At 59.5% G+C, this 14,841-nt stretch carries 17 protein-coding genes; 13 read left to right on the top strand and 4 right to left on the bottom strand.

Going from position 1 to position 14,841, the window contains the following annotated elements:
* Positions 1–156: 156 nt before the first annotated feature.
* Genes V5F77_RS05135 through V5F77_RS05115 form a run of 5 tightly spaced genes read left to right on the top strand, consistent with a single transcriptional unit; the run spans position 157 to position 4,148 of the window.
* Positions 157–576, top strand: a complete 420-nt coding sequence (locus V5F77_RS05135) for a DUF4128 domain-containing protein (protein WP_429004254.1) — start codon at positions 157–159, stop codon at positions 574–576.
* 15 nt (positions 577–591) lie between these two features.
* Positions 592–1,080 carry a hypothetical protein gene (locus V5F77_RS05130; protein WP_429004253.1) on the top strand — a complete coding sequence of 163 codons (489 nt, stop codon included), beginning with the start codon at positions 592–594 and terminating at the stop codon, positions 1,078–1,080.
* A gap of 8 nt (positions 1,081–1,088) precedes the next feature.
* Positions 1,089–1,475, top strand: a complete 387-nt coding sequence (locus V5F77_RS05125) for a hypothetical protein (RefSeq protein ID WP_429004252.1) — start codon at positions 1,089–1,091, stop codon at positions 1,473–1,475.
* Positions 1,476–1,489: 14 nt separating this feature from the next.
* Entirely contained in the window at positions 1,490–1,828 is a 339-nt protein-coding gene (locus V5F77_RS05120) for a phage tail assembly chaperone (RefSeq protein ID WP_429004251.1), read from the top strand.
* Positions 1,821–4,148: a hypothetical protein gene (locus V5F77_RS05115; RefSeq protein WP_429004250.1), complete on the top strand. Its 2,328-nt coding sequence runs from the start codon at positions 1,821–1,823 to the stop codon at positions 4,146–4,148. Before V5F77_RS05120 ends, V5F77_RS05115 begins: the two co-directional genes overlap by 8 nt.
* A 37-nt stretch (positions 4,149–4,185) precedes the next feature.
* Here V5F77_RS05115 and V5F77_RS05110 read toward each other — a convergent pair whose 3' ends face one another.
* From V5F77_RS05110 to V5F77_RS05095, 4 genes are all read right to left on the bottom strand, one after another.
* Positions 4,186–4,941 carry an outer membrane protein gene (locus V5F77_RS05110; RefSeq protein ID WP_429004249.1) on the bottom strand — a complete coding sequence of 252 codons (756 nt, stop codon included), beginning with the start codon at positions 4,939–4,941 and terminating at the stop codon, positions 4,186–4,188.
* 226 nt (positions 4,942–5,167) lie between these two features.
* Positions 5,168–5,530 (bottom strand): helix-turn-helix domain-containing protein, encoded by a 363-nt coding sequence (locus tag V5F77_RS05105; protein ID WP_429004248.1) that lies wholly within the window; start codon positions 5,528–5,530, stop codon positions 5,168–5,170.
* Positions 5,514–5,786: a BrnT family toxin gene (locus tag V5F77_RS05100; RefSeq protein WP_429004247.1), complete on the bottom strand. Its 273-nt coding sequence runs from the start codon at positions 5,784–5,786 to the stop codon at positions 5,514–5,516. The genes V5F77_RS05105 and V5F77_RS05100 overlap by 17 nt, the downstream gene beginning before the upstream one ends.
* Positions 5,787–5,957: 171 nt before the next feature.
* Positions 5,958–6,251, bottom strand: a complete 294-nt coding sequence (locus tag V5F77_RS05095) for a hypothetical protein (protein WP_429004246.1) — start codon at positions 6,249–6,251, stop codon at positions 5,958–5,960.
* 363 nt (positions 6,252–6,614) lie between these two features.
* Here V5F77_RS05095 and V5F77_RS05090 point away from each other — a divergent pair, with 363 nt between their 5' ends.
* The 8 genes from V5F77_RS05090 to V5F77_RS05055 all read left to right on the top strand — a co-directional run bounded on the left by V5F77_RS05090 (position 6,615) and on the right by V5F77_RS05055 (position 14,840).
* Entirely contained in the window at positions 6,615–6,800 is a 186-nt protein-coding gene (locus tag V5F77_RS05090; RefSeq protein WP_429004245.1) for a hypothetical protein, read from the top strand.
* Positions 6,800–7,936: an ORF6N domain-containing protein gene (locus V5F77_RS05085; protein ID WP_429004244.1), complete on the top strand. Its 1,137-nt coding sequence runs from the start codon at positions 6,800–6,802 to the stop codon at positions 7,934–7,936. The genes V5F77_RS05090 and V5F77_RS05085 overlap by 1 nt, the downstream gene beginning before the upstream one ends.
* Positions 7,937–8,179: 243 nt before the next feature.
* Positions 8,180–8,980, top strand: coding sequence for a KilA-N domain-containing protein (locus V5F77_RS05080; protein ID WP_429004243.1), 801 nt, complete (start codon positions 8,180–8,182; stop codon positions 8,978–8,980).
* 175 nt (positions 8,981–9,155) lie between these two features.
* Positions 9,156–9,809 (top strand): hypothetical protein, encoded by a 654-nt coding sequence (locus V5F77_RS05075; protein ID WP_429004242.1) that lies wholly within the window; start codon positions 9,156–9,158, stop codon positions 9,807–9,809.
* A gap of 7 nt (positions 9,810–9,816) precedes the next feature.
* The gene (locus tag V5F77_RS05070; protein WP_429004241.1) at positions 9,817–10,392 is read left to right on the top strand and encodes a DUF2163 domain-containing protein; all 576 of its coding nucleotides are present in this window, start codon (positions 9,817–9,819) and stop codon (positions 10,390–10,392) included.
* Between the two features lie 32 nt (positions 10,393–10,424).
* Positions 10,425–10,796, top strand: a complete 372-nt coding sequence (locus V5F77_RS05065; protein WP_429004240.1) for a DUF6950 family protein — start codon at positions 10,425–10,427, stop codon at positions 10,794–10,796.
* Positions 10,796–13,525, top strand: coding sequence for a phage tail protein (locus V5F77_RS05060; protein ID WP_429004239.1), 2,730 nt, complete (start codon positions 10,796–10,798; stop codon positions 13,523–13,525). The genes V5F77_RS05065 and V5F77_RS05060 overlap by 1 nt, the downstream gene beginning before the upstream one ends.
* Positions 13,526–13,529: 4 nt before the next feature.
* On the top strand, positions 13,530–14,840 hold the full coding sequence (locus V5F77_RS05055) for a hypothetical protein (protein ID WP_429004238.1): 1,311 nt from the start codon (positions 13,530–13,532) through the stop codon (positions 14,838–14,840).
* Position 14,841: the final 1 nt, after the last annotated feature.

Raw genomic sequence — 14,841 nt, 5'->3', positions numbered from 1 at the left:
GACCTATCTGGAGAAGCACGAGAGCTTTTCGAGCGGCCTCCAGTGCGGTGTTGGCGGGGATGGACGCCGCGGCATCGTCTCCCAGCGCCTCGCGCGCCGCAACAAGCCGGTTGTGTGCTTCGTCATCGCTCAACTGCATTAGGACAGGATAGCGGCATGCCGACATTCGCGGAAGCGCTAATCCACGACCTGCTCATGGCGCGGGTGGCCAGCTTCACCAATACCCCGGCTCTTCCGATCGCCTATCCGAACGTGGACTTCACGCCTCCCGCATCGGGCGATTGGTTGGAAGTCGCCTACCTGCCGAACACCAACGTGGACCTCTATCTCGCCAATGATGACGAGACGCTGCACCGAGGTTTGATGCAAATCACCCTGGTTTCCGCGCGCGGGAGAGGCGGGAGCGCGCCGCTCGATCTCGCAGGCAAGATCGCTGGCCACTTTGCCAAGGGCACCACGCTCTATGGCGCCTCATTCAAGGTTCGCGTTCCCGACAAACCTTCGGTCTCGGCTTCGCTCCAAGACCCTCCATACCTTCGCACGCCAGTGACCGTGCGCTGGCAAGCGTTCGTCTAATCTCAGGAGATACCAATGGTTGGAAAACCCGACACGCAGGCGGGGGCGAAGCTCTACGTCTGCACCTCGCCGCAGACGGCTCTTCCTCTCGACGCGATCGCATTCGGTGCCTTGACTTGGGTGCAGGTCAAGAAGGTCGGACAGGCTTCCGACATGGGCACCGATACCAACGTCGTGAGCTACGATACCCTCGATACCGACGTGACCCAAAAGGGTAAGGGCGTCACGAACGGCGGAAACTGGACCATCGAAGTGGCGCGCGTCCACGACGATGCAGGGCAGATGGCGATGCGGGCGGCGGCTCTGACCGGCTATGATTATGCGTTCAAGATCGAATACGCCGACGCTCCCAGCGCAACCTACACCAACACCATCCTATACAATTGCGGCCTCGTGACCGGCCCGCGCCGGCCCGGCGGCGGTGTGGAGAGCTTCATCCTCGAACAGTTCACGCTCGCCATGAATCAGCGTGATGTGATCGTCGATCCTGCTGTTATTCCGTGAGGCCTGGAATGGATATCCTTTCGATCAAGCCGAACACCATTACGGTGGAACTGAAGCACCCTGCGACCGGAAAGCCGCTCGGTGTCTCTGTCGAGTGCGTCTCGCTGGAGTCGGACGAGGTGAAGGCCGTCGAGCGACAGATCAAGAACAAGGCGCTGCGATCCGGGCGCAACTCCATGACAGCCGAAAAGATGGACGAGAACACCGTCTCTTTCCTTGCCGCCGCCATCGTAGGCTGGGCATGGTCGGGAGATGCATCGCTCGGCGGCGCGAAAAACCCCGCCTTAACGGCTGAGAACAAAGCGAAACTTCTATCAACGCCATGGATCGCGAAGCAGATCGATGCAGCTTTGGGGGATGAATCTGCTTTTTTTCAGACATCGGAGACGAGCTAGCCGAGTTCGTTCGGTTGCTCGTCCGCTACGACACGCCAGATAGCAAGGGCGAGACGCGTCGGCAACGGAATGAGCGCTTCGACTGCTCAGAACTGAACCCTGAGATCCAGCCGCCGGATGGCGCCGAACATCTCTTGGCGTGGTTTTGGGATTTGTCCTCAGCCCGATCTCACGGGTTTAACGGACCAGACCCGATCAGGCTGTCAGACATCGTGAGTTGGTCAACCCTCACGGGAGAAATCATCACCCGAGAGGAGGTCTCGATCCTTCGGCGGATGGACGCGGCATTTATCGGGACAATCGCGGAAGAGCAGCGGGCGCAAGCCGAGCGGGAGAGGGACAAAGATGGCTGATATTGCCCGCCTCGGCTTGGCCGTCGATAGCGCTCCCGTGGTTGAGGGCGCCAAGGCGCTAGATGGGCTGACGAATGCCGCCGCCAAGGCTGAAAAGGCCGGTGGAGGCCTTCAGAACGCGTTTGCACGGCTGGAGAAGGCACTTGCAGATATCGAACGCGCCGTCCGGGATGTAGAGAAGGCAGTTCTCGGCATGAGCCGGGGTGCTGGGGTCGCGGACGCCAAAATTGACGCACTTGGTGCTTCGGCCTCAACAGCCGCGGCGCAAATGGGCAACCTATCTGTATCCACTTCCAGGGTCGCCGTGACGTATGGTCAAGTGGACGCGGCGCTCGGGAAGACGGCAGTGAACCTCACTCAGGTTGGGGTGGCCACAGCGCGCGCTACGGCAAATGCGACCGCACATGCTGCGGCGCTTACCGCTGAGGCGGCAGCGGCCAAGGCTGCGGCCGTTGCCCTCCCTTCTACCGGGACAACCGTCGCGAACGACAACCTGGCAGGGGGCGCTGCCAAGGGTGTTGCGAAGGGCATCGCGGGGGCGTTGGGTGTTGGCATACTCTCGCTCATTTCTCCGGTTGGATTTGTGACCCTGGCGTTTGCCCAACTTACCAGCATGGCACTGGAGTATTTTTCCAGTACCTCGTCTGAGGCGTCGAAGGCCAGTCAGGCTGTGAAAGCCCACGCTGAAATCATCTCGTCGCTGAAGGACGCATACGGTGGCGCGATCGACGGGGTGCAGCTTTATGGTAAGGCGAGCACGGATGTTCTAACAACGCAATTGCGCGCATCGATGATTGTGCTGCAGGAGCAGATTAAGACGTCGGCGCGGTCGATCATTGATCAGACGGTTGCAGTTACCGCCTCGGTCGACGCGATGGGAAATGTGACCGGAACCGATACCGGGGCCGTTGCCAGATTTGATGCATTCAAGGAAGCGATCGAGCGCCTGAACTATCAGACAGCCGCGGGGGCTCCGGATCTGAAGGAGTTCCGTCAAGAGATCGCAAACATCGCATCTGCTGACACTGGAAACGCTAAGCTCCAGAGCCTCGCCGCCGAACTTCTGAAAATCTCGGAAGAGGGTAGCAATGTAGCGGACGCATTGGATGCGGGCCGCAGGGCGATGGACGCCATGGGGCAGGTCGCTGCTGGAAACCTGCAGGCAACCCAGGATTTTGGCGCCGCACTTCGCGATCTATCAAAGATCGCGCTACCGAAGATGTCGGCTCGCGACATGGCCGCAGATGCCTATCAGCGCGGCCTTTCCAACGCGAGCACTCCTGGCGCGCGCGCATCTGCGGATGCGTCATATCTTGCGGCGACATCGCGCCTCACGGATCAAGAAAATCAGGCGGCTGCGGAGAAGGCTGCGCGCGAAGCAGAGCAGGCGGGGAAGCGGTCGGCGCGGGATTCCGCATCCCAAGCTAAGAAATATCCCGGCATTGTCGAGAATGCAGACCGCCGCATTGCATCGCTGCAAGCCGAGGCCGCTGGCATTGGCCTGACCGAAGAGGCGACATCTCGTCTCCGGTACGAAACTGAATTGCTGAATGCGGCAGATAGGGCGGACATCACCCTATCCGCAGCCCAGCGGGCTGAACTGATGGCCAAAGCCGCCACCATGGCTGAGGTCGAAAGCGCGGCGAAGCGGGTGAAAGATTCCTTCGACTTCGCGAAGGGCGCTACGAACGGGTTCTTGTCCGATCTCCGCACAGGGCTACAGAACGGAGAGGGCGTGTGGAAGAGCTTTGGCAATGCCGCTGTGAACGTCCTGAATAAGATCGTCGATAAGATCCAGGGCGATTTGGTGGACAGCCTGTTCAGCCTCGGGAATTCCGGGGGCGGTAGCGGGATTGTCGGGCTGTTGGGGCAACTCTTCGGGCTCGGTGGTGGCGGCGGAACCGTGGGGTCTACGACTGGCGCCAGCATTGGTGCCCCTTATGCGACAGGCGGTTACACGGGTGACGGGCCGTCGTCTCGTGTGGCCGGGGTGGTGCATGGTCAGGAGTACGTTTTCAGCGCGGCCGCCACGCGCGCGCTCGGTGCCGCCAATCTTGATGCGCTCCATCGGGGGGCGAAGGGATATGCCAGCGGTGGATATGTCGGAACAGCAATCCCGAGGCCGGTGAACACCAACAAGGCGGAACGTCAGACGGCTATTACGTTCGCCCCGGTGACAAACATCGACGCGCGTGGGTCTAATGTAACCGAGGCGCAGATAAATCAGATGCTTGACCAGCGCGACAAGGCGCTTTCTCGGCAAGTGCCTGGGTTCGTCGAAGAGGCGCGGAAGCGTCGCAGGGTTGGCGAGCGGACGTGACGGCGGGGCCTTCCCGCCGTCACCACGCTGGTGGCGTTCAAAATAGCCAATTCACTCCGGCTCGCGCAATATCAAAAGCCGTATCAGATGTCGCGCTTCGCCTGATTGCATAAGGGCCTATGCCTGGGATTGTTGTATAAAGAGTGGCCGAATAGTCTGCCGTCCCGAGATCAATATGCAGGTACTCTATCCTGAACGAAATGTTGTTCAGGAAGGCGTATTCTGCACCTGCGCCTGCGGTCCACCCGAACTGCATACTCGCTTGAGACGGCGCGCTGGCGGAATAGGTTGTGCCATTCGTGACCCCCATGGCGTACCCCATTTTGACGCTGCCGTAAGCGAGACCGCCTGTCGCATAGATCATAAGCCGGTCGACGGGGGCGAGCCCGATCCGCGCACGTGCGGTGCCAAACCAATCCACCTCAGACGAGGTGACCAATGACGCGGAATAATAGGCGATTGTATCAGCGAGAGCGGCCTCGCTTTTAAAGCCGCCATAGTTAATATCAGCTTCAACGCCAGCGATTAATTTACCGACTTGATAATTGTACCCGGCCTGAAAGCCGGCTGTAGCGCGGCCTGTATCTTGGATGTGGGAATATGTAGTGGGTGCAATATTCTCTATCTCAGATGTGTTGTTACTCGCCCATGACCCGCCGACGTTTCCGCCGATATAAAATCTGTCCCACGAAAACGCTGGCGCGGGAGAATAAAGCGCCTTTGCCGCCTCCATGTCTGCGGCGAGAGATGGAGTCGCAGCCATCAAGGCCGCGCAAATTAGAACAGGCCGCATATCGTCCCCCTAGGTTAGGGCGGGCACCTTAGCCTAGGCATTCGTTTTGTCGAGCAGGTGCGGGTGCGGAGGGGCGAGAGGAGTTGAGGCGGAAATGACGAAGGCCCGGTTTCCGGGCCTGCATCGGTGATTAATATGAGCGGCGGGGGCGCTGTCATGGCGCCCCCGGGTCGCTTCTAAGTCGCGGGTCTATCGCTGTATGTGGCCATCTTAGTCTGTATGGCAGTTAAGCCACTTTGTGGAGGGCTCTTTCTATCGCGTCCGGATCATTGATGATTGCCTTCAAATATGATCGAGAAGGTGTCTCAGGCATGCGACGTCCCTGCTCCCAATCTCTAACGGTCGGGAGCGGAATTTCGAACCTCGCAGAGAATTGCTCCTGAGTAAGGGACAATTTTTTCCGAACCATACGAAGAGACCTAGCCAGGACGGCAAGGGACAATTCCTCGTCTGAAGCAATAGGATTGTCAGAATCGTCCGCCGCAGCACGCTCGATGTCGGCGTCGATAACAGCATCAAGACGGGTTTTGTTTTCTTGCGAGAGCTTGAAGTCTCTAATTTCACTAATTGATTTACGGATTGTAGCCATAGCTAAGTCTCTCCTTGCGGTGGGCGAGACGAGCCGAGATCATGCGGATGGAGTCACCTCTCAAGGTGTAAACCACGCAGAGGCACAGCCCCTCTGCAACACCAACGGCGATAATTCGTTCCTCGCCGTAGTCGCGCCTTTCATCTCTCCACTCAATACGATTTTCATCGAAGAAGACAGTGGCGGCAAATTCAAACGAAATGCTGTGGATTTCCAGATTTCGCTCCGCTTTTTGATCGTCCCATTCGAATTCCATCGCGCCTCGCCAACTCCGGCATTGCCGTAGTTATAACCCGCGATTGACCATGTGGTCAATCTGAAAATCTAGGGCGGTTCTGGGGAGCGTCTAGGGCCGGCCTCAACGAAAGCACGGATAGCGGGGCGCGCGCCGTGCGCGTTCACCTGGCATCCGCGTCGGAGGGGCTGATCACCATTTCCGAACGATGTAATTGCCCTTTGGGGACACGGTGATCCGGAAGTCCAGAATGACGTCAGTTTCCGGATCAGTCTTGCAGAAAAGGCGGAAAACGTCCCCGTATTCGTCTTGGGGGTAGCGGGCAATGGCCTTTGCCACTGGGCAGTTGTAGTCGCGTTTCAGAACGTATCCTCGGAATGCCGCCAATATCTCAGGGTTTGTCGTGCTGCTTTTCATCTGCGGCTCGGCATGCACACCGGATGCCATTACCAACAAAACGATCAGCGTGACCCTCGCGGCTTTCATAGCCCATCCCCATGTTTGCTCTGGTGACGCTAGCATGAGGCGCCACGATGTCGTGTCAGCCGCCCGAATCATCCGGATGGAGCAACCCACGGCTAGCCAGCCAGTCGCGGAGGATGAAGCGAACGACATCTGCGCGAGATGCCTTTCCGCCGCGATCCTCGGCGATCTGATCAATCGGGGCGAGAAGGTCGGGGTGCATGCGGATGCCGATGGTTTGGCCGGTCCCTGTCGTTTTAGGGCGGCCCTTCCTTTTTGTGCTAGCGCTAATTGACATGCTCATGGAATAACGCTAGCGTAAATAAGTCGGGCCGCCAAGGTGCTACCAACACCAAAGCGGCCCTAACCCCAGGCACGGAGTTGGCCATGCCCAAAGCTGCTTCCACCTCTACCACACCCCGCCGCCGCCCCGAAGATGCCGCCACCTTTGGCGTCATGCTGTTGATGGGCCTTCTGATCACGCCTCCGTCCAGCCCCGCGCTGGTGAAGGCCAACCCGAAGCTTCCGGTTCTGACCGGCGGCGTCGCTGCCAAGGTGAGGGAGGACGCGTGATGAATAGCAAGCCGCTCATGGTTTCCATCGCCGGCACCGACGTCCAGCAGGTGCTCTATAAGGGTGATCCCGTCGTCACGTTCGCCATGGTGGACGAGATCCACAAGCGGCCGGATGGCACGGCAGGGCGCACCTTCCGGGAAAACCGGGGGCGGTTCGTTGAAGGCGAAGATTATGTGGAACTGACATCCGACGAAATTCGTCGCATGTCGGATGATGGGGTCTTTCCGCCTCGTTCCGCGCGCGGCACGCTCATCACCCGGCGCGGATATCTGAAGCTCGTCAAGCCGCTCACCGACGATCGCGCCTGGGAGGTCCAGGGCGAGATGATCGACCGCTATTTCATGGTGGAGCAGATCGCCTCCCTCGCTCCGGACGTGCTGGAGGAAATCCGCCGCACAGACGGCATCGCCCGCCAGTTGTCCCATAAGGTGACGGAGCAGGGCAAGGACATCGCTACGCTGGTGCAGGCCATGACGGCGCTGACCGCCATTGTTTCCCCCGGCGTGCCCGGCGTGTATCGCCCCGGCAAGTCGGCGGGAGAAATCCTCTGCGCCGCCGGCTTCACGGGCGCGCCGAAGAACCTCGCCAAGTGGTTCGGCAACCGTCTGGAGCAGGCCGGCTGCCGCGTCGAGGGGAACGGGCACAGCGGCATGGCCTATTATCGATTGTTCGATCCCGACCGGGCCGATGCCTATTTGAAGAACGGCGGCAAGGCGGCTGTCGAGATGAAGATCGCGGAACGGGAAGGGCAGGGCCGCCTTGCACTCTCCCGCATCGCCGCCGAACGCTACCTGCCGCAGGACATGCCGGAAGGTACGGGCGCCATCATTCTTGATGGGAAGATCGTGATGTACGACTCGACGGACATTGTTCTCGGAGATGGAGACCGGGCAGTCATCATTATGAGCAATGGCGAGGTCTGCATTGATAAGCCAGAGCATCGTGGGAATTCTGGATACCAAGGATACCAGTTCGATGCCCGCGCCGCGATGTCATCCATTCGAGAGGAAAAGGTGCTCGGGCGAGCACCAATCAAGGTCCGGCATGGGAGCATCATCCTCGGGAAGGTGACGGAAGTCCGCGTCATGCGCCCGCGTCCCGTGCTTGTGGCGTCGAATCCGATCGGCGCCTAAGTATCCGTCCCCTTAATTCACCGGGATATGCACAGGGAATGGGAAAAGACGCCGGCACACCGGGCTAACCGCTTGGCGGTATGGGATGCGAAGTTCATAATCTGTTCTTGTGAATTCGTCCTCGGTTTCCCGAGGGACCAGGGGCGGGGAGCAAATGCTGTGAGAGGCGCGCTCCCCGACCCCGCTTTCCCGGCCGCCTTAGCAGGGCGGCTAGTTTCAATCCCAGCACAAAGGATGCTGTGAATGACGGCACAAGATATCGCACGTTCCCCGCTTTCGTTCAACGGGGTGGAAATTCACGACCGGAATGAGATGCTGTCTCTGACGGACATGTGGAAGGCATCTGGGGGCGCCTCATCGAAGGCGCCTGCGCAATGGCAGCGCTTGCCAGCATCCGTTGAATTCATTGAACATTTAGAGGTTATCGTGGGAAAATCCCACAATAACCTGTTCAGTTCCCGGAAGCGTGGCGGCACCTTTGCGCATTGGCAAATCGGTCTTGCCTACGCGAAATATCTGTCCCCCGAGTTTCACGTCTGGTGCAACACAGTCGTCCGAGACCATATGGAGGGCAGGGCGACCGGCGCGGTCTTGACCGCAGGGACGGCGGATGAAATTTCCCGAGCGCTCGGCATCATGAAGTCCACCATCCACAAGGTCACGGAGATGGAAAGGGCGGTGAAGCGCCTGGAGGCAATGCAAGCCTCCCCGACCTTCGACCTGTCGGGAACGGTGACTTCGGACACGATCATCGAGATGACGGGCGTGAACCGCAAGGACCGCGTCCGCGGCACCACGGTGATGATCACCAACGCGCTGCTCGACTTCTGCGATGGCGCCGGCTGCTTTCGCACTCCCAGCGACCTCAACCCGGCGCGCCCGTGGCGCTTCCCGCGTGAGAAAGCGCGCGACTGGCTGTTCGGCACCGACCATGGCGCCGAGCGAATCCGCAACCAGATCGGCGCTCAGATGCGCAAGAAGGACAAGAAGGGGCAGCGCTTGTTGAATTTGGTCCCGCCTCAGAGCCACCCGCCCGCCGGCTGACCTGCGGCCTGATGGGCTGTAGCAAGTCATTGATAATGTTTGGTCGAAAATTCGGCCGCCTACGTCACGCCGAGTTATTCGGCGTAACCCGTTGATTTTCAACGGCTCAAAATTGAGATGAATACACACCAACCAAAGCCGCCTACGGGCGGCTTTTTTAATGACCGGGGGACGCATGACGATCACCTATCCGCGCGCCTTCCCATCTGGAAGTTGGTTCACCGAAGTCGAGTTCACCCTCTCCGAATCCTCCTCCTTTAATGTTCTGCAGAACGGCGCCGTGCAGACCACGGAATACGGCGAGAGCATCTGGCTCGCCAAATATACGACCAAGCCGCTCTATGAGGCGACGATGCGCCACACGTGGCAGTCGTGGTGGTTGAGCCTGCGCGGCGGGAAGACCTTCCTCGGGTATGATCCTGAAAAGGTATACCCCGCATTTTATGGGGCGGCCGTTCTCGGTCTTACAAAGGCGGGAGGAGGCGCCTTCACCGGCGCTGCGGTGCTCAACTCTTATACGGCGACGACCGTTGGTCTGCTGGGCCTCCCAGCCTCCTATAAGGCGACGTCAGGGGACATGCTGTCGTTCCCATGGAACGGCGTCAAAGCCCTCCACATGGTGATGGAGGATTCCACGGCGAACGGCTCGGGTGCCGTCACGCTCTCCGTCTGGCCTCCGGTCAGATCAAGCCCTGCCCCTGGCGCGAGTGCCGTCGTCGATATGGTTCGGCCGTCGTGTGTGATGAAGATCCGCCCCGGGTCGACGTCCGCCGTTGCTAGCAAATCTAGCCCGCCAGCGACCTTCGAAGCCGCGCAGACGCTAATCTGAGGCGCCCATGCGATCCTATGACAGCGACACCCTGGCGATGCTCTCGTCGGGCCGCGCGGCCGTGCGCGATATGATCCTGTTCGATTTTGCGAGCGGGCTCTACGGCTTTTGGACAGGCGCGGGCACGCTCACCTATGCCGGGCTCGATTATATCGGCGCGGGCAAGCTTTTCGACATCGAAGACCTCTCCTTTGAGGGTGGTCTTGCGCCGTCTGCCGTCAGCATCAAGCTTTCCGCAATTCCCGAAGAGGGTCTCACGCCCGATGTTCTCGCCTCGATCGAGAGTGAGAACTATCACCAGCGTCCCGTGACCATCTCGCGCGCGTACATCCATCCCGACACGCGGGCGTTGCTCTCCGTTGAGAGGGTCTATCGCGGCTATCTAGATCAGATGCAGCACGATCTGCAGGTGGGTGGCGGCGCAACACTGACCGCGATGCTGGAAAGCCGCTCTCGGGATCACACGCGCGTGGGCCACAGGGTGCGCAGCGATGCGGACCAGCGAATGATTGACCCTGCAGACGGGTTCTTCGTCCACGCTCCGACGGCTGACGCGAAGCTACTTTGGGGGCGCAACGTATGAAGCGACGCGATTGGTGGGAGCAGCTAGATCAGATGATCGATACCTACCGCACCGAACCGTTTTCCTGGGGTGTGAGGGACTGCTTCACGCTGCCCATGGACGCAGTTTGCGCGCAAACCGGCTCCGATCCGTGGGCTGATGAGCGGTCCTATACCACACGGGTTGGCGCGGCGCGGAAGCTATCTCGCCTGGGATTTTCCGGAGTCGGCGATGCATTCGCGGCCAAGCTCTTGGAAATCCATCCGGTGCGCGCCGGTCGCGGCGATATTGGCGTAGCGCTCGCCCCCGATGGGCAGGAGTGCGGCGTGGTCGTGTTGGGCGCGGCAATCGTCGGGATATCGCCCGCGACGGGTCTGACCCACATGCCGCGCTCGGCTCTCTCCCGCGCTTTCAAGGTGGTCTGATGCCTTTCCTTGCGCCACTTATCGGGGGCATCGCTGCTGGCATCGGGAGCCTTGGCGCCGTCGGCTCTGCCTTGCTCGGTATCGGCGCGTCGGTTGGCTTATCGTACCTCTCCAAAGCTCTCGGTGGGAAATCATCCAAGACCGCCACAAGCAGCGGGTTGGAGGGATCGCTCCAGATTGCCGGCGACGTCCCACGCGGCGCTGTGTTCGGACGGGCTATCACTGAGGGGCATCAGGTCTATGGGCAGACGGGAGGGTCGTTTGCGTCGACTCCGAACCTAGCGCTGGACCGGGTCTATGCGATTGGTGAGGGGCCGCACGACGCGCTGGAAAGCGTTTGGGTCGATGGCAAGCTGTGCACGTTGTCCCTGGTTTCTGCGTCAACTCACGTCGATCATTACACGGTCAATGAATATAATTATCCGACCACCGGCGTTCCTTGCATGCATCTGTGGTTCTTTCGCGGCTACACGGACCAGCCGGCGCTTTCCGAACTCGTCACGAATGCCAACCCGTCCGACCGGTGGACTTCTGATTATCGCGGGTCCGGCGTCTGTTACGTTGCGACGCGGTGCTTGTATTTTAAAGAGGTGTTTTCTTCGTTCCCGGCGTTTTCCTTCGGTATCCGTGGTCGCCGCCTGTACGACTGGCGTTCTGACACCACGGCCGGCGGCGATGGCCCGCAGCGCTGGAGCGACCAGACCTCGTGGGTTTATAGCGCCAACCCAATCGTGCAGCTTTACAATTTTCAACGGGGCCTGCGTGCCGCGACGCAACTGCTTTACGGCGCCAACGTCCAGACCGCAGACCTCGTGCTTGATGCCTATACCGCCGCGGCAAATGCCTGCGACGAATCTGTCATGGATAGCGCCGGATCGTCCGCCGATCGCTATTCATGCGGCACGATCATCTCGGATGCGGAGGAGCACGGCGCCGTTATCCAGCGGTTTTTGGATTCCTGTGCAGGAGCGATGTACGAGCGGGCGGGGGCGTTCGCGCCACTTGCCGGGGTCGCGCAGGCCACGACCTATCCGACCATCACTGATGGCGACCTCGTTTCCGGGTTTCCGATCCGGTTTATCGCCAAGCGCGGCCGGGCGGAACTGGTCAACGGGGTTTTCGGCACTTACACCGACCTCTCCCAAAATGGCGCAAGCGTCTCCTATCCCTCTCGGGTGGATCTGGACGCGGTCACGCTCGATACAGAGCAACGCTATAGCGAGAGCGATTACCCTCAGGTTTTTGATCCCGTCCAGGCACAGCGGCTTGCCGAACTGGAGCTTCTGCTCGCGCGCCTACAGGCCACGGCCACGATCACCCTCGGCATGTCCGCTGTGGTTCTGGAGCCGGGGGATTGGGTGCGGTGGACCTCCGCAAGGTTTGGCGACCGGCGATGGATGATCGAGCGCATCCAAGAGGGGCAGGGCACCTATACGCTGGATCTGCGGGAGATCAACGCCACGGCATTTGGCGAGATCGACGACGTACCGCTCAACGGTGGATTGCCTGGGGTGGGGGATACTGACCTCACGACCGTGCCGATGTTTTCGGTCACCTCCCGCACCCTCGTTGGAGACAATGGCCTAAAGACGCCAGCGATCCAGGCCGGGTGGCAGGCGATCCTTGATAACCGCGTGGACGCTCTGCTGTTTGAGTATCGCGTGGTGGGACAGACGGACGTGCTCACGGCGCGCTCGGATGACCCACTTTCGGGCGCCTGGGTTTGGAGCGCGGGGCTCCAGTCCGAGACCGATTATGAGGTGCGCGCGACCATCACGAGCACGCCGCCGCGCTCGACCACATGGACCGATTGGCTCCCGGTCACGACCACAGAGCAGATCGTTCCGGTCGGGATGCAAAACTTTGAGGCGGGCCTGCGGGATAAAATCGCCAATGAGCTTGGCGCAGCCGATGCCGAATACCGCGCGGGCATTGAAAATCTAAACCTGATCGTAGCCGAACTCGCTGCGCATCAAGCTGTCGTGCGGCTGGAAGACGTTCGGCGGGTGACGGCCACATTTGGAAATCAGAAAGCGGAATACCTGTTACAGATCGGTGCGGTGGCAGACGATGTGTCCGCTACGGTATCGCGGGTAGAGACTCTTGAATCTACGGCTGGCAGCCTCACGACGTCAGTAGCTACCATCAATTCTACATTGACAACGATGGCTACCGAAAATGCCGCGCTGGCAACGTCTGTTACTGCGCTGCAGGTCAATTACACAGGTCTATCGACGTCGGTCTCTAGCCTAAGCACATCTCTATCAACATTGGCAACGGAAACATCTGCCATTGCAACCGAGGTGACAGATCTTTCGGCGGCGGTTGATGACCTATCGGCTTCGGTCAACGTGACCTGGGCGGCCGGCGTTACCCCAGCCGGTGCAACGGCCGCGTGGGATCTGCAGCTTGTCGCTGGCTCTGTGGTCGTGGGGATGTCCGCTATCGCCCTTTCGGGTGGCGGTGGGCAAATTCGGTTCCAAGCTGACAAGTTCCTGTTCGCTAAAGCGGACGGGACGACGTTTGCTCTTCTTCAATCGGCGGGCGGAAATTTCTATCTTGACGGAAATATCTTCGCCGATGGCTCGATCCTCGCGCAACATCTATCTGTTTCCACGCTGTCTGCGATAACCGGAAACATGGGGACACTAACTGTCGGGAGGATGCTTTCCACAAACGGGAAAGTCGATTTCAACCTGACCGACACATACCTTTTGTTTAAAGACTGACGCCATGGCAAACCGTCTACTACTAGGCGAATACTACGGGCGCAAGCGCCTGCGTTTCTCAAAACCAGGGTTCGACGTGCTCGATCCGGCGTTGACCGATGACCAGCTCGTCTTCGACTCGGCCTGGAGCGAAATTCTCAAGCCGCACGCGATCTCCTGGGACAGCGGCGGGCTCGTCAGTTTTCGGCAGACTTACAGCAATCTGTACCGCAACTTCTGTCGCATCAGTTTTCCCGCGCTCCCGTTCGTTCCTCTGGCTCTAGCGTGGGTTGTTGATTATATAATCCCAGGATATGCCAAAAGATATACGCCCGTCGCTGCCTGTCCGACAAACAGCTATATTGACGTAACAAACGCAGGTTGGTGGGGGACTGTTAAGATGGCTCCACTAAAGTCTTTTGCGTACATCGTATTTGACAAGCCGGTGGACCAATACGACTCCAGAGAGGCGGACAACGGAGGCACAAACTCGTTTTTACTTGGCAACCACCCGACGCGCGGGCCTGGGCTCTATGTGTCGCGCAACGGGACGGACGTCCTGACGTGCGGCGATGACGATCTCACGCTCTCGACCAATAAGCCGTCCATGCAGGTGATCGAGGCCGGAAGTTTTTACGGGACGGCGGTCCCCGATGGCTCGACCGGACAATACATCATGAGCGGGACGTTTAACACGGCGCAAAACCATCCCGACCTCCCGCCGATCCTGTTTAGGCCGACCGCCGATGCTTTCGGGTTGCCGCGCAACATGCAGCTCTCGACCACGGAGTTCGGTTGGGTGAACGACAACACTGTCAGGTATAAGTTTTTCGGCGGGGCATTTTCCCAGGACATGCATTACAGCATCTTGGGCTATGACACTGGTTATCCAGGCGGATCAAGCGCAACATCTACGCCTCGCGTTTTACTGGATACGGTGCGCGGCCTGCGTATCAGCAAAAAGGACGTGGACGTCAGCTTCGCGACGGACGATCAACTGTTGATGCGCACCGATGGCGGATGCTTGCACATTAAGACCAGGAAATATTTTGCCGGCGCCTATGTCGGATATTCCGGCAATGCATCCACGGATACCAACATCGCGGCGCCCCCGATCCTGATCGTGGCCTGCTACAACCCGGAAATATCGCAGTGGTTTGTGTACCCAACTGGTGCAGACCTTAACGCCCTGCGCACAGACTTTCAGCCGTCAAGTGGTGCTGCATCTCCGACTCTTGGAGCGGTGCGCCCGCTAACGTCAAACCAACTCTATTACCAATTTACGAACTACTCGCAGGCCCGCGCGTTCAACGTTGCGATCATCGAGCATTCCTGAG

Source organism: Roseixanthobacter psychrophilus, assembly GCF_043195195.1.
Lineage (GTDB): Bacteria > Pseudomonadota > Alphaproteobacteria > Rhizobiales > Xanthobacteraceae > NCEH01.
The sequence above is the reverse complement of the archived record's forward strand: the minus strand, read 5'-3'. Positions and strand labels throughout refer to the sequence as shown.